Annotated in this window: 12 protein-coding genes; 2 read left to right on the top strand and 10 right to left on the bottom strand. The window is 48.5% G+C overall.

Annotated features, from left to right (window positions below; all coding sequences use genetic code 11):
- The first annotated feature begins 215 nt into the window (after window positions 1-215).
- Together E9531_RS15580 and E9531_RS17860 are read left to right on the top strand one after the other, a co-directional pair.
- Window positions 216-686: a hypothetical protein gene (locus E9531_RS15580; protein WP_136574696.1), complete on the top strand. Its 471-nt coding sequence runs from the start codon at window positions 216-218 to the stop codon at window positions 684-686.
- 479 nt (window positions 687-1165) lie between these two features.
- A complete protein-coding gene (locus tag E9531_RS17860) occupies window positions 1166-1570 on the top strand; it encodes a hypothetical protein (RefSeq protein WP_244610146.1) in 405 nt (134 codons plus the stop codon).
- 3 nt (window positions 1571-1573) lie between these two features.
- On the opposite strand, the gene E9531_RS15570 is transcribed toward E9531_RS17860, so the two are convergent.
- The 10 genes from E9531_RS15570 to E9531_RS15525 form a co-directional block, all read right to left on the bottom strand.
- The gene (locus tag E9531_RS15570) at window positions 1574-2092 is read right to left on the bottom strand and encodes a DUF6933 domain-containing protein (protein ID WP_136574695.1); all 519 of its coding nucleotides are present in this window, start codon (window positions 2090-2092) and stop codon (window positions 1574-1576) included.
- 20 nt (window positions 2093-2112) lie between these two features.
- Window positions 2113-2745 (bottom strand): hypothetical protein, encoded by a 633-nt coding sequence (locus E9531_RS15565; RefSeq protein ID WP_136574694.1) that lies wholly within the window; start codon window positions 2743-2745, stop codon window positions 2113-2115.
- 87 nt (window positions 2746-2832) lie between these two features.
- Window positions 2833-5586: a DEAD/DEAH box helicase gene (locus tag E9531_RS15560; RefSeq protein ID WP_136574693.1), complete on the bottom strand. Its 2754-nt coding sequence runs from the start codon at window positions 5584-5586 to the stop codon at window positions 2833-2835.
- Window positions 5586-7274 carry a site-specific DNA-methyltransferase gene (locus E9531_RS15555; protein ID WP_136574692.1) on the bottom strand — a complete coding sequence of 563 codons (1689 nt, stop codon included), beginning with the start codon at window positions 7272-7274 and terminating at the stop codon, window positions 5586-5588. The genes E9531_RS15560 and E9531_RS15555 overlap by 1 nt, the downstream gene beginning before the upstream one ends.
- An 8-nt stretch (window positions 7275-7282) precedes the next feature.
- On the bottom strand, window positions 7283-9079 hold the full coding sequence (locus E9531_RS15550) for an AIPR family protein (protein WP_136574691.1): 1797 nt from the start codon (window positions 9077-9079) through the stop codon (window positions 7283-7285).
- 51 nt (window positions 9080-9130) lie between these two features.
- On the bottom strand, window positions 9131-12091 hold the full coding sequence (locus E9531_RS15545) for an SNF2-related protein (protein WP_136574690.1): 2961 nt from the start codon (window positions 12089-12091) through the stop codon (window positions 9131-9133).
- An 85-nt stretch (window positions 12092-12176) separates the two neighbouring features.
- On the bottom strand, window positions 12177-12788 hold the full coding sequence (locus E9531_RS15540) for a hypothetical protein (RefSeq protein ID WP_136574689.1): 612 nt from the start codon (window positions 12786-12788) through the stop codon (window positions 12177-12179).
- A 140-nt stretch (window positions 12789-12928) separates the two neighbouring features.
- Entirely contained in the window at window positions 12929-13882 is a 954-nt protein-coding gene (locus E9531_RS15535) for a hypothetical protein (protein ID WP_136574688.1), read from the bottom strand.
- 112 nt (window positions 13883-13994) lie between these two features.
- On the bottom strand, window positions 13995-15095 hold the full coding sequence (locus E9531_RS15530) for a hypothetical protein (RefSeq protein WP_136574687.1): 1101 nt from the start codon (window positions 15093-15095) through the stop codon (window positions 13995-13997).
- Window positions 15035-16054: a YagK/YfjJ domain-containing protein gene (locus E9531_RS15525; RefSeq protein ID WP_158291817.1), complete on the bottom strand. Its 1020-nt coding sequence runs from the start codon at window positions 16052-16054 to the stop codon at window positions 15035-15037. Before E9531_RS15525 ends, E9531_RS15530 begins: the two co-directional genes overlap by 61 nt.
- Window positions 16055-16169 lie beyond the last annotated feature (115 nt).

Here is a 16169-nt window from a genome sequence, read left to right as displayed (position 1 = left end):
TGGGAAATAGTGAGCTAACCACATCAAGCAGAGACTGAATAGCCGTTGCGCTGAACATGGGTTCGTCTAATCGCTTACAGGCATATCGCTGTCGTTCTCACCGACACGTTCACTGTGCATACCAAACTTCATTTCAAAATGGGTGAGTGAAAAGGCCACGCATGTGCAGGTGGCTCTGCATTTCAGTCACATAAATGATTGAGAGGATTTGAAACATGAAACCAGAAACACGCGAGCCTGGCTATTTTGTATGGGTAGCACCGCAAGATAGAGTGGGACGTTTTGGTGGAACCATGCCGCCACGCACACCAGAGCTGCGCACACCATTGCTGTGGTTGGCGCGCGATGGGCACGGACTCTTCTTGGTCAACAACACCCCTGCAGCATTGCGAGAAGTGACGATATGGGTGGGTGGTAGCTTTACCCATGACGACGGGGTGACATCGGTAGGCGAAAACCAAACGCGCGCAACAGGACCGGTTCCTTCCTTAGCGGCGGTCAAAGTCGATGAGTACGATGACTTTTACGATCTGGATTACCTGCTGGGCGTCTCGCTGAGCATCGATTCAGAGCAACTAGGACTCTTGCATTTGGAAACCCCATTGAAGAAGGGCGGCCTAGATGAAACAATCCTCTTGTGGGATTCAGGCGAGCTAGGAAAGCATATCAAGCGCCTAGCGAGTTAATTTTTTGCTGCATATTTTGGCGCCTACAGGACGAAGAAATTTTTGTACTAGGCCGATAGGCCGTATTAAACGAGCCTTTACAAGGCGCAGTCTTTCAACTTCACATCAACAACTCTATGGATCCTCGCCTACTCGATAACAACGAAGCATCGACAGAATTTGATTGCGACATGCATAACGCAGTTTCTCTCGGTAGTGTTGATAGAGAAAGCTACCGCTACGGACAGTCTTGCGGTTGCTTTCAATGCTTGCATCAATTCAAGTCTCAAGCGATTAAGCAGTGGATTGAGGGGGCTGGAAAAACACCCAACATATACACCTCAAGATCCCCAAAAAAACGTACCAAAAGTGGTGATATGCCGCTTTGCCCCTCATGCGGGTTTGATACGGTTCTGAATGTTTCAGATGATCGAGAAACATCACAGATCGAACTACAGAAACTGCACGACTATTGGTTTGGCCCAGAGCGCGCCTACACCATGGATCTGCAGGGACGCCACCGTGCATACCTAGACCGCATACAAGCCCATGCGAGCAGAATGCATGCTTTGGTTCAAGAGCAGCTTGCTTTGCCATACGAGCTGAAACCTGCGCAAACGCGGGACATTTTGCGCAATGCTGCACGCCACAGCATCCGTAACATGCGCGAAATATTGCATAGCCAGCGATGCGGTTGCTATTACTGCTTGCGTAGCTTCAAACCAAGCAAAATTGAACAGTGGTCTGAGGATGGACCTGACACCGAATCGCAGAACGAGCAACAACTGCTTTATACCGCTTGGTGCCCCTACTGTGGGATTGATGCGGTGATTGGGTCTGCTGCAGGATATCCATTGACTAAAGAGTTTCTGACCAGAATGCGCAAACGCTCTTTTGGAATTTAAATGCTAGGACAATTTAGATAGCTTTGCCTCAACGGCATTCCACGCGGAGTCCCAGCCAAGGCGCCTTTGCGGTGCCTTGTTGGCCTGCATGATGATTGCGGTGAGGTCGCAAGAGTCCAAGCCACCACTGCCTTCCACACTCCATTGGTATCGGGCAACGATGTCGTTGAGTGAGCCCAGCGCCGATCGGCTGTCGGTTTTGGCAAACAAGCCTGTGTGATATGGAGTGATTGCCTTCTCCACCACGTTTTGCGAAAAACCGCGCAAAAGCAGCAGTTGGGATAGGCCTGCTAAAAACATCTGTGGCAAGGTTGTGGGTGACAACGGTTTCTTGCCTTCATACAGAATGAACGAAAGCAACGTGGGCTCACTCATAAATACCAAGGCCTTGTGCCTGGCCAAGTCAAAACGATTGACGTACCAATGCCCAAGTGGCGCTTTCGATGGCTCAGGCTCAGACAAATTCGCTTTGGTCAGGCCAAGTGCTTTCTGAACGTCGGTGGTGCATTTGAGATAGAGCATTGTTTGTGGAAAGCCAACTGCTAGTGCTTATTGTTTTTTCCCAGGCCATAAGCACCACCAGATAGCACTTTGGTGCGATCAAATAAGTCTTCGCTTCTTGAGCGTTCGATTCCCTGTTGCTCTCGCCAGAAGTTTTCACGCTGCCTTGCGGAGGAAAACTTGTTTTGGGTTTGAGTCACTGCAGTTTTCTTGGGGGTGGGCTTATTAGCCGCATCAGGCATAACTCCTGATGCGCGTAGTGCATAGGCTTCTCTAATAGCAGGTGTCTGAAACATGTACTCACCGCCTGATAGTGCATACAAAACTTGCATGTCCTTAGTCATTTCGATGCGATGGACATCCATGAAGTGGCTTTTCAGACTGTGCAAAGGCATCATTTTTTCACAATAACTGCATTGCACTTTTACTTCCAGATATTTGCGTTTAGCTTGCTCAAGCGCGTTGATATTGTTTTTAAGGATGGTGCGTTTTTTCGCAAGATTTTTATCAGCGATTTGTTTTAATTTTTCGTCATGAAGGCGCTTTCCATGGGCTGCAATCGCTTCTGGCGAATGGACTTTATTTATATGCTTCTGTAGCCTTTTAGGCGAAATCTTAATCTTGCAGTTTGGGCACACTACAAGATCTTCTTGAGCGGTCTGATCTGTGGGCATGCTGATTTCCTCTTGCTTGGATTTCTTAAGTTTTCAGTCGTGTCCTCTGAAGAGAGGGTGTTTATGCACGACCTCTCACTTCCTCGATTAAGTCCGTTTCTCAAACTTCAAAAACGATTTGAGGGTATTCGACTCAACGACATCATCGTGGGGGATCAGCAAGTAATGCCAAGGCTTGCCGCCTACCGTCTTGGTGTAGTCGCTTGCGTGTTTGCACCATAGGCTTGCAGCGGTGGCTTTCGCCTGCACTTCGGGTAAGTTCACATCCCCGCTGGCTTTGGTTTCAGCCATGTAGATCGCATCGTCAAGCTCCACAACAAAATCTGGGATGTATTCGGCATGGTCATTGCCCTGCTTGTAATAGATCTGGAACTGGCCTTTTGCGGGTTTGAACCACTTCAATGCATCACGTTCAAGCAGTACAGCAAATCGTCGCTCGGTGTCGGAGTCAAAACGCTGCAATTCATAGAGGCATTTACTGAATCCAGTAAACAGCATGGTTCTAATCTTGCTTAGGTTTTGAACAGTTTGGCGATAGTTCTGCGGTGCCTTGTCAGCTGCAGCTGTGTAGTTACAGGGTTTGAGTGGGGTAAACCCTTGATGAACAACCACCTCAGACTCACCGGAAGATTCCTCGAAAAAGTGCAACTTCATTTGTGAGTGAATTTCTTTGGCGATGGTGGCACGTTGCCCGTTCAGCACGTTTTCCACGTCTTCCTCTGGAAGGTAGGAGCGTAAGTGGGTCACCATCTGCCCCGCCAATTCATAAAGCAAGTCCGCCTGGGTGAAGTAGTCCACATCATCGAAGTCCACTAACCTGTGGACGATGTAGTCCTCAGGTCGTGCTTCTTTCAACCCTGCTTTAGATTCGAGGGTGAATTGTTCGCCGGTGCGCAATACCTGGCCCACAATTTCCCGTGAACCCGGCTGGAGGTTGAGTTGACTTGTATTCAGCTCAAATGCACGAAAGCCCGCTTTAACTTCACCTGTTGGAACCACCGTGATACGCGGAATATCGATGGTTTTTTGCACCACAATTTCAGTGGTTTTGGCCACAACAGCCGCCACATCAGGCACCGCTGCCTGTTCATCCACTCCCGTTAGTAAATCGCCAGAAATTTCTTTTAGCTTTTCCTTGACTTGACTAACGATTTTTTGCTGCGCCTCAGGTGTTTGCAGCGAAGCACTTTGAGGCAACTCAGTGGCCTTGGTGCTTAAAGAGCGAATAACCGCCAACGTGGCTTGCGCAATCTTTTTATCTGCCTCGTTAGTGAACACTGGTGAGGGCGCTTTCACAACGTTGGCAGCGTCTGCGACATTGATATTTCCATCTGCGTCTGTTTTATGAACGGCAGATGGTGTCAACCCCAACTGCGCGTTGATAGATGGTTCAACCGTAACACTAACCTTTTTTTCTTCTTGGCTTGGGGCCTCCAAGATGACTTGCTTGAGCTTGATCGGTGAATCGGCCTTGTTGGCGTCGTCCACTACTTCCTGAAAGCGGTCGTGCGCCACGATGTTCAAGCGGTCTACTGGCTCAACACCTGTGCGTTTGCCATACGGTAAACGCAAGCCACGGCCAATGCTTTGCTCAATCAAGGTGCGTGCGTTCGCGGCGCGCAGGGGCACGATGGTGTAGAGGTTGGTCACGTCCCAGCCTTCTTTGAGCATGTTGACGTGCACCACAATTTCGGTGGGCTCATCCACGCTTTCCACTGCCAGCAAGCGGCGGATCATCTCTTCTTCTTTTTCGCCCGTCTGACTGGAATCCACCTGAATCACTTTGCCCGCGTAGCGCCCTTCGTAAAAGCTTTCCGATTGCAGCAGATCCAACAACTGCGATGCGTGCGTGGTGTCACGCGCAATCACCAGCATGAAGGGCTTGACGGTTTTAACGCCGTTGTCGCGTGCATAGGTAATCAGCTCTACCTTGGTTTCCTCATGCAGACGAATGCCATCTTCAAGCTTGATCTTTTCCACCTCTTCAGGCGTGTGGTCGCTCGCTTTGAAGTTACGCTGTGTGACCACGGCTGGGTCTTTCACAAAACCATCTTCCAGTGCACGGGCCAAGGGGTAATCCATCACCACGTTTTGGAATGGCACCGGCCCTTTATTCGATTCAGTAAAGGGTGTCGCAGTCAGTTCTAAGCCAAACAGTGGCTGCAACTCATTGATGGCGCGGATGCCTGCACTGGCACGGTAGCGGTGCGATTCATCCATCAGCAACACCAAATCGGGCAGGTTGGCTAGATGGTTGAAGTAGCTGTCGCCCAGCACTTCGCGCATGCGCTTAATGCGCGGTTCTTTGCCGCCGCGCACTTCTGAATTGATCTTCGAAATATTGAAGATATTGATACGCACATCCTGCTCAAAGCCGTCTTGCAGATCGTTGACCGCTGCACCGCTTTGATCGTAGTTGTCGCCTGTGATGATCAGCGGTGCTTGCTGAGCAAATTCGGCAATGCCTTTGAACACGTACTTCGGCGTGTTCGGCGTAAAGTCATCAATCAGCTTGTTGTAGATGGTCAGGTTGGGCGCCAGCACAAAGAAGTTGTTGATGCCATGTTGTAGATGCAGATAGGCCACAAAAGCCCCCATCAGGCGGGTTTTGCCCACGCCGGTTGCCAATGCAAAGCACAGCGAAGGGAAGTCACGCTCAAACGCCTGCAGCGTTGGGAATTCTGCTTTGAGCGTATTCAGAATAGCTTCAATATCCCTGTCTCCATGCTCAAGCAGACTGGGTGCGGCATCAATGGCTTGCACCAGTTTGGCTAAGGACTCTGCTTGCGGCGCACGCAGGGAAAGGCGTCCAGTCACGGCGTTTTTGATGCGTGTTGTCATTATTCATCTTCCCCAAACAAACCACCTTGCGTGGTCGGAATACCGTTCTTCTTGTTTCGCTTGGTGCTGCTGCTACTTGCAGGCTGCACCGGGTCAGGTTTGGCCATGGGCAGGTTGGCGACATTCAGGCTGTAATCGTCATGCCCCCACTCACAACGGGCCAGCACCATCTTCGGTATTTTCTTGAGTGTCAAGTTCGGCCAGCGTTTGGCCGCTTCAGATGCCGTAATGCCACGAAACGCAGCGCAGCAAATGAGCAGGCTTTGCTCTTCGCCCACTTCGTCGGACAAGGCTTGCAATTGATCTAACGACAGGCTTTGCGTAGTCGCATAGATAAAGTCGCGTTCGCTGGAATGCCCGTGCTGCCACCAGCGCGTTTCAGAAGGCGCATAGGTGAAGCCCTCCAGCTTGGCCAAAGCTTCAGCCAACTGGTCCGCGTTGTATGCAGGATTGATGACTGGGTTGCCCCACCGGTCATTGACGATCAAGCTGGGCGCAAGCTTGTAGTAACGAAAACCGCCACCGCCTTGCCAGCCGGTGCTTTCGGTCACGCCGCCCTTGTCTTCGCCATCCACCACTTTTTGCAGGCGCGGGATGATGTGCGAATGGATGTGGTCACCCAGCTCGACCATGATCCAGCGGCGGCCCATTTTGTGGGCGACTGCTCCGGTTGTGCCTGAGCCGGCGAAGGAGTCAACAACTAAATCCCCTTCTAATGTTGCGATCTCAAGTACACGTTGAATGATTTTTTCTGGTTTGGGTGTATCAAAGGATTTTTCACCATAGAAAATTCCTTTCATTTCCGCGCTTGCATTTCTGGTGCTGCCCGCAAATTCATACGGCCACCAAGTTTGCGGCACTACCCCGCCTTTAACCTCTGAGAGAAATTTTTTCTCTACAGGAAACTCGGCATTCCCATTTTTTCCCCAATAAATTCTTTTTTCACCTTGTAGTTTTTTTATTTCATCAGGTGGACGACGCCATGAGCTTCCCTTCGGCGGAAGGACATTGCGCCCTGCATCATTCATTAGGGGGTAGTAATCTCGCTCTCTAAACTCAGCCCGAGTCAGAGGGGTACCTAGCCACGGGCCTCGAGTATCGTTATCTGGATTTTTATAGTTAGAGATTTGTTTCTCGCTTCGAGGAACTAGGTTTGGCTTCCAATCGACTGCTTTTTTGTATACCAAAACCATATTGTGTGTTTGAGCAATGGTTGACGCATTATTCCCCGGTGTATCTTTAGATTGCCAGACAATGTTCGCCACAAAATTTAAACGCCCAAATATTTCATCACAAAGAACTTTAAGGTAGTGCGATTCGTTATCATCAATCGTGATCCAAAGCGAACCATCCTCCGAAAGCAAACGCTTGATGATTTCCAATCGATCACGCATCAACCCCAGCCAAATGGAATGCTCCAAGCCATCGTCGTAATGGGCAAACGCGCTGCCTGTGTTGTACGGCGGATCAATGAAGACGCATTTCACCTTGCCCGTAAACTCCTGCTCCAACGCTTTGAGCGCCAGCAAGTTGTCGCCAAAGATCAGTCGGTTATCAAAAATATCGTTATCCGTCACACGCTGCTTGGCGTGGTAAGACTTGCTTGGATCTTCCAGCAAGATACGCGGCTCCAACTTGGGGCGCTTTTCCTTTCCGATCCAAGTGAGTTCTAGTTTTTGTTTGTTCATAGCCATTCTCAAAGTTGCGGAGCCTTGTTTGATAGATATTCAAACAGGCGCTGGCGAGGGTATTGTTTTTCCGTATTCTGTACGTTTTTTAGAGTGGCAATAGCGGGATCAACGCCAAGCGAAAAATGGGTTTCCATCAACTCTGACGCGAACTCAACAACGTTGCCTTGGTTGCGGAAATACGCTAGTGGCCCTACATTCGTCAATCGCCGCTGACTCAGATCAAGCGCTTCCTGTCTCAATTGATCAAGTGGTTGACTGAGCACTGCCTTTAAGGCTTCTGTATCAATCACTGCGGCCTCAGCAATGCGCTTGCCGAGGCGCTTCAGCATGACAGCCGCGATGACATGCACCGCATTTCGATAAATCAACTTTTCTTGGCTGTGCGCTGGTGCGTTTTGTTCGTACTCAGTCACTAAGGTGCTAATGGTTCGATAGCAAAGCACTGCATTCAGCAATCTAATTCCACTCAGCGTGGACGGGAAAAGACCAGCGTATTCTGCAGAATCAGCATTACTTAGGCGCTTGATGTCACTCTTGAGCCAGGCATAGAAGCGAGCATCCCTTTGCCATGAAGAGAGTGCACGGATTGCATCTTCTAGTGAGAATGCATTGATGCTTGAGGTCGCAGCTTCTGGGCGGTAATGATAGCTAAACCCTAGAAGGGCTACTTCTTGCCGTAACCGCTCTTGATTCTCATCCAAGGCAGCGAAGTTGCTCAGTTGAACCGGATTCTGATGATTGCGAGCTTTGGTAATGCGCTTGCCAAATGCACCATCAGCAGGTGCCTTGATCAAGGTCAGCATCACTTTTGCATCTTTGATGCTTTGATCTGGATTCTGCTTGGAAAACTCTGCTGCTGATGCCACGGTTTGCGCACCATTGATGATGGAAAAACCGCGAACCTCAAACCTTCTTGCTTTGCTTTTTGTATTTCTTCCTTTTTGCTTTACCTCATCGCAGACGGCGGTAACGCCATTGTTCAAGTAAAAGAAATCTTGAGGTGCTTCCTTTAATGTCTTTTGCACAGCCTGATTCACACTGGATCGATTGCTGCCTAGAAAGTAGCGAATGTTTCTCTCGTAAAGTGCCTTGTCATTCAATTCGTGAAGGGCCACTAAATCAGAGAGATAAACCATACCGTAGTACGTCACGCGGGGCTCACCGATCTTGTCATATTTTTGAAAACTGATTGTGGTGTTGACGGGCTTGAAGGCTTGCTCGTTTAGTATGTCGCGCGTAATTTCGGCAGCAGAGTAGTAGACGACGTTTCTTTCAAGGCGTTCTTCTTGAAGGTCGTCGTCGTTGAGTAACTGAGATAACACTTTTTTGGCAGATTCAGATACTCCGTCTCCCGTGAAAGGAATCACTAATCTGATGCTATCGCAGTCGTGTAGCGCGTTTTCAATTTCCTCTAATCGATTGGTTACATTGGCGTTGAATCCGTCGAAATCTTGATTCAAGAGCAAGCGAATGCCAGTGCAAAATGATTGCATGTCATCTTGATTGACTTGATCACGTGCTTTCAATTTACTTTGAAGAAGGTAGAGTGTCTTATCTCCTTTGAAGTAGTAGATAGCGTCGATGCCTCTGTCATCCACGTCGTCCACAACGGAAGCGGCTGCCTCTTTGGGAGAAATATCGAGCAGCTTATGCAATGCAAATGCACTGAATGCACGGGATAATTGTTTTACCTCTTGCTCAGCTGCTTGCCCATTACCGATCAAGGGGGGCAGATCAGGTACAAAACGTTCTGCCAGCAGTTTTTTAAGCACTGCCATGTGCTGTTTTTCTAATTCAGCCATTTCAGTGATTGCTCTCGTGACAATCGGTAGTAGCTAAAGCCGTTAGCGGTTTCATTTGACTAATTCCCACTGAATAGTGAACAGAGTTCGGTGTTCCACTTGTTGGGTCAGCTGATCTTCTAGTTGCCCGATCAACTCATTGCGCTGCGCTTCAACTTCATCTTGCCTCGCAAACAAGTCACGACGCAATTTGGTGCGTTTGGCTTCCAAGTCACGTTGCTTGCGTTGCCAAGATATTTTTTCTTCGAGGGTAGGTGCTGTAGATGCCGTACTGCGAACTTCCTTGATTTCACGATCAATGTCTTTGATTTCTTGTTCTAGTCCTAACTTCAGGTCATCCGCCCATGCATCGAGCTTTTGCACTTCTTGTTCGAAGTAACCCATATTCCGCTGGTTGATTTGCCTCAGCGTTTGCGTTTTGCGCGCTTCCAAGTCTGCTTGCAGGGCGCTTGGAATGGCATCAATGGACTCACTTGCAGCTTGCTCAATGGCGGGAATGCGCAGCAATTTTTCTGGATCATCTTCTTGCAGAACGGTGCCATCATCGGCGCATGCCGAAAGCACCAAATGCTGTTCCTGCTTGCCCAAAGCATCAACTTCAATCAGCTCAAGTGTGAGCCAGCCGGATTGACCGCTATAGGGTTCAAGCGTACTAACCTTGATGCCGTAATCGGCCAGATAAAATACCAGTTTAGAGGTACCTAGTTGGCGGTTTTTTGCTTGTTGAATGACCCACTGCGCCAATGGGTGGCTGACTCTGTACAGGTGAGCTTCGCCAATGCGCCTTGGTAGTTCATACCTGCCAAGTTCAATCTCAACAGACGTGGTGCCTGCTAACGCATCAGGAAGACGTAGTAGGTCGAAGCCAGCCTCATCAAAGCGGGTGTTTGCAGCCAGCTCTGCGGCAGTGAGGCCAAGCAGCATCTTTTCAAATTTGTTGCGCGTTCTTTGGCTGTCTTCTGCGCGCACCCGCAGTTTTTCTTGCACGTCTTCGTCAAAATTCTCCAGCAGGAGTTCACGCGTTTTGACCATGGCGTCGTTGATCTCGCCTGCGAGGTCTTGCTGTAGCTGCGCGAAGCTGGCTTTGATTTCATCTGGATTGCGGCAAGTGCGGTAGATTTCTGCAATACGCCGCTCAAAATCAACGCCAGAGCCAATTGCGCCCAGTACTTCGTCACTGGCACCAAAGACACCTTCAAATAGTGAGAATTTCTCTGCCAACAACTCATACACGCGAGCATCCGCCTCATTACTACGATCAACAAAGTTGACCACCACGACATCATGTTTTTGCCCGTATCGGTGGCAACGACCAATGCGCTGTTCAATTCGCTGCGGGTTCCACGGTAAATCGTAGTTAATGACGAGTGAGCAGAACTGTAAGTTGATGCCTTCGGCCCCCGCTTCGGTGGCGATCATCACTGAGCCGCTGTCGCGGAAATACTCAACCAGCGCAGCACGTGTGTCTGCGGTTTTGGAGCCTGTGATCTTATCGGTGCCTTCATGCCGTTTGAGCCATGCTTTGTAAATGGCTTGCGCACGCGAATCGCTGTTGGTGCCGTTGAAGAGGACGATGCCCTGGCCGTAGTTCGTTTCTGCCAGCAGACTCAAAAGGTAATCTTGGGTGCGTCGCGACTCAGTGAAGATGATGGCCTTTTTAGCTGCGCCTAGCCGCCCAAGTTCTGCAAATGAGTTTTCTAAGGCTGTCAGAAGTGCTTTGCCTTTGGCGTTGTCTTTGATTCCTGAGGCCAAGTTCTTGAAATGGTCCAGCTCCTTGATTTCTTCCGCTAGCGCTTGCGCTTCGGATTCAGTCAGCTCATTCTTGTCTGGCTGCGAATCGGACTCATCAAACTCTTCTGCAATTTCATCGATCGCTTCGTAATCGGCGAGAGTGTCAACCAATGAGGTATCACTGTCTTCTTCTGATCTTTCAGTCTTTGGGGCAGTGGTATTTGCTTGCCCCTGTAAACGTTTGATCATTGTCTCTAAGGCACCAGCAATGGCATGCGAACTGGAAGCCAGCAGTTTCCATAAAACAAGGGAAATCAGCTGCCGCTGACCCTGTGGAAGAGCCTGCAGATTCGGTCGGCGTAAATAGTCTCCAACCAAGGAGGATAGCTCGCGTTCTTCGCTCGACGGTGTGAACTCTTGGACGATGGCTTTTCGTGCGGTGTATGACACATATGGCTGAACTTGTTTGCGTAATGTGCGTTTGCATACTGTGTGAAGTCGTTCCCGAAGACCGGAAAATGACTGACCACGGCTTGCAAATTGCGAACGGAAACTATCAATATCACCAAAGACACGATCATCAATAATGCTGACCAGTCCATACAACTCAAGCAAAGAGTTTTGCAATGGTGTCGCTGTGAGGAGCACCTTGGAGTTCACATGAGCTACAGCATCCCTTAACGTCTTTGCAATGACGTTGCTGTTTTTGTACACGTTGCGAAGGCGGTGGGCCTCATCAAACACCACCAGATCCCAATCGAGAGAGCCGACATCTTTGGCTTTCGTTTTGGCAAACTGATACGAGCATATGACGGGACCACTGTCGCTGACGAAGGGATTCTTCATGCCCTGCTTACGAAGGGCGTTGTAGTTTTTGGTTTCAAGAATGAGGCCTTGAAGTCCAAATTTCTCCTGTAGTTCTTGGTGCCACTGCTTGCGTAGGTTGGCAGGCACAATGATGAGAATTTTCTTTCGTCGTTCAGCCCATTTTTGCAAAATGACAAGGCCTGCTTCAATCGTTTTCCCCAACCCCACCTCATCGGCGAGAATCACACCATGTGATAACGGGTTATGGCACGCAAATAGTGCCGCATCTACTTGGTGAGGGTTCAGGTCCACCTGTGAGTCGACCAGTGTGGTTGCCAAAGAGTCAACAGAATCACCAGCGGTTTGACGGGCGAGAAGCCATGCGTAGTACTGGCTTTGATAAGGAGTCAAAAGTAAGGCTTTTGGGTTATCTAACGGGATTGAATCAGTTGCCGAGCAATCATTGGAACTCATTGGAACTCTTAGAAAAATTGAATTTCAAAATGGTTAGCGGTTTTGCCAATTAAGTGGTTTGTATCGATGAACTTGCTACAGAAGGTTAATTTCCGCTTTGTGCTAACTCCCGATAGATGTACTCCACCAATTCAGCAACTTGTTTGTTTCCTTGCTCAGACTGCAGATACTCTTGGGTTGAGCTAGAAATACCTTGAGAGAGACAGTTTGTAAGCAAAGATTTCCTAATCTCTTCTTTGTCTTGCCCATCAAATGCTCTTTTAAAGCTGGCAGGAAACTTAACTGGCAACGTGTCGCCTTGGCGGATGCGCATGGGAGCGCCCGCAGCACCTTTCACAACAAACAAAAGCAATTCATCATCAGTTGTACTGTTCTTTTTCCTAGCACTTGTTTGCGATTTATTCGAAGGGGCGGCTGCACCTTTTTCGGCAGTAAACAATTTAAGCTCAGAGGCAAGCTCTTGCTGATCGAACAGTGAACGGCCTTCATGCTGATACTTAAGTAACTCTGAAATGCTTACACGGTATTTCAGAATGCCGCTTGCAATGTTGGCCAGCTCAGTAATACGCTCAGACTCCCATTGCTTTTCAGCCTCGTTAATTTCTTTGTATTCTTGAAGGGTGTCATCATCAACCGAGCCATTGCGCATTTTTTCTAGTAATTCCTGTTTTCTTTGCGCTTTTTCTGTAGGTAGCATGCACTTCTCCTAAATGTGAACAGTCTATTGCAACCAATTGTACGTTTGATTCAATGACCGGGGAGCTTTTAGCAATCAACGTGATACCAGAAGCGAATTGATGTGGTCAGCTGGTCTATTACATACCGCATGGTGACGAGTTAGCGATGGAAATTCGCATACCGCAGTCGATTTAAATCGGGAAACGCTACATGAAGCAAGGGCTCGGCTTGAGTCAAACTCACCACCATGGGATTGACCCGTTCCATAAAGCTACCTTGCTCCAGCGGGAAAAAGCCAATTGAACAAGGGCTTTGCTGTGATTTGTACCAAGGGTTATTGCAGTTATATGCAGTTGCGCCCGTTGGACCAAAACGATTCGTCCAAGCTTTACAGACAGCATCACCCACTGCTTGATCCGAATAAACCTGCTCACAATCCATTGCGATCAACACGCGTGCGCGCAACCCTTTGGCAGCCGAGTACACCAATTTCATCTCATCGTGCACATATGCATGAGCAAACTCCTGACGCATCCAAGCCAGTAATTCAGTGCACTGGTTTACAAACGGTAGATGACCTTGGGACAATCCAATGCCTTCATGCCCAAAATCATTCGCACGGCCAAGATCTATACGCAGCAACATCAATTCAGGCGCTCGCATCTTGCATTGCTGCAAACGCCCAAACATCGCCGTGATGGCATGCGCATGTCGTTTACGAATTGACTGGCGCAATGCCACTACATCGGGCATCTCAAAGGCCAGCAGCAACTGCGTCAACATCATGTCCGTCAGAGCTTCATCAGGCATCGCTGAATGCGCACTAGACAAAAAATCCCTTTCGTTTGATAGCCAGTGTGCAAAAGCACGACAGTACGCATCTAACTGCCAAACATGCTGAATATTGACCGTACCTAAAGACGGCTTACCCCTTAATAGCTCCAACAGTGCGGCCATATCTTGCTGACGCTCTACGAATGGCGTCTGACCTTGCGTCAACGCATAGCGTTTGCGATAAACCGTTTTGACGACTTCGCGGCACTGTTCAAGCCAAGCCAGCGCTGTGCACAAGGCTTCATGAGAGTGGGTATGAGTGTGAGTAGAAAAATTCATGATCTTCAATGGTTGTGTTGAGTGAATCTCCTAGGCAGGAGATCTGCTGTGCGTTGCAGGCCATCGGTTGAGTGGACTTATTACACACACCATCAAAGAGCTGAATAAATTTTTAATTTTTAACTCGTACCCGTCCTCGCTTTATCACTCTGAAGTCTTTGGGAACCTTCAGGCGCATGAATCGCATAGGCGCGATGCACTGACACCTAAAACCCCGCCAGAACTTATCCCACGTATCGTCGTTTCGCAGGTGATCACGCAACCCCGCATCATGCAATCGTATAGAGCCATGTAGGTAATCTTTGTACTCTGTAGCAGCGACCTGACTCCAAGCCTTCTCCGCCAGCAATTTGACCTCTCCAATGCTTAGTTTGTTGCGTGCATCGACGATGAAACAAACATCCCAGAACAAGTGCATATCACGAGACACGCCGATCACGGCAAAGTGCCCCAAAAGAGTTGGTCCTAACGAGAATTTAAAGAGCTTATAGAAAGCATCGAAGCGATCGGAGTGCTTAAGAATGTTGTGGAAATTCTCATTCCACTGCATACCACCCAACAAATGAAAGCGCATTAGTTGGAGTGGATGCTCGTGTCGCTCAAAATGAGCCAAGTATTTCTGCAGTCTGGTATCGACCTCGTGATGTTTGTCGTAGAACAACTTATCTTGTCGACGCAGTTCATCAAGCAACGAGGCGTCTTCCAGCTTTTGCTTAAACGCAGCCACAAGTTGCGTATGCAGGGTTTTGTCGTGCGGTGCCACGGCCTGTACGCGCCATCGGAGTAACAGCAAACGTTGAAACAGCGACAAGCTACCTGAGAACCGGAAGCTTTGATCCATTGGCAACTCAAACTGATGTACCGGAAACAGTTGGGCACAGAGTAGGAGTTTGTCGGCCAACAGCGAGGCTTGCGCTGCCTTTCTCTTAATCAGCGGCATGAGCAAGTCGAGTTCAGCATCGCGACCCGCTGCGTACTCACACAAGTACTCATGCATCGCATGATGTGCCACCGCCAAGTTCCATACTGAAGAAGAAAAAGCATGTGGCTCGCCCCGTAGAGAGAGGCGCCACCGCGCCAACTCACGATCGTGTTTGCCGAGACGGTGATGGACAGGATAAATCATGCGCTCTATCCTGCCACAGGCAAAGCTTAAAGCCCCATTTTGCGCATCCGCTGGCGCACCACCGTTGCCTTCATTTTTCTCTCCCACTTGGTTTGATCTATGTGTGCTGATCGCATCGCACGTCTGATTCCAGGAAAGGCCAAACGCAACAGGTGATCCGGCTTCGCCATGTAACGTACGGCATTGCATACGTTAGCAACGAACTGAGGCGAATCCTCATTGAATACACCAAGAGCCAGCCCATAGGGCTTTAATTGGGCTTTTCGGATAGGGTTGTTGTCGTTATAAGCCCAACCAACATCAGCATGAAACTGAGCCCGCCAACGCTGTGCAATCAGAAACCCAATCGTTTCATCCTCCCGAACTACCGATCCATTGAACAAAAACAAAAGGTGCGCATGAAGTCCGCGCTCTTGCGAGTATTCAAGCTTCGCCTCGTGATGGATGTATGAATAGGAATAGTCGGCACGAATTGACTTGACCAGTAGATCAAGATTGTCTGTCAATACCTTATGTCCACTCTTGCTTCCAATCTCCAACTCAGGAGGATTGAGGCTAAAGCCAACATCCAAACGAACAATCATTAGCTTGGAATGCCGTGCTTTGAATCCGCAAACACGTCTAACCATGCTGGTTGTATTGTGCTCCTGCAATCTTTGAGAGCTATCAAGCTTCATCAAAAAATTTGATGAATCAAAAATTTCTATTAGAGCATTGAAGGCTAGTCGAGTGAATTCATCATCCCAATTGATTGAGAAATCCCTTTCTTGGATTTTCATCATTTTCGTTAGTTGATTGAACCAATTTGCATAGGCCATCAAGAATGGATCTGAATCATCCATCTTCTGCACCCACCAATTGATGGGTACATCTAGACCAAGTGAGTATGCAAACATGATGTCACAAACCCAGTTATCGAATAGTCCTGATGCTATTGATGATCGATACTTGTCATGCATGCTTTCCATGCAATCTCTGCATGTGATGATTTTCTTTAAATGCAATTTAATTACATTGTCTTGTTTGTGATTGATTGATTGATTCATTGTTAACTCCATTTATGTCTAATGAGTTGATTGAATGTATTAATTTGTTTTATGTAAGTTAATTGATTGATATATATAAAGAAATAAACTCCCAATTTGTCATTGAGAGTTCCAA

This window comes from Lampropedia puyangensis (genome assembly GCF_004833285.1).
Taxonomy (GTDB): Bacteria; Pseudomonadota; Gammaproteobacteria; order Burkholderiales; family Burkholderiaceae_C; genus Lampropedia; species Lampropedia puyangensis.
Note: the sequence above shows the minus strand (reverse complement) of the source record. Positions and strands in the feature narration are given on the sequence as shown.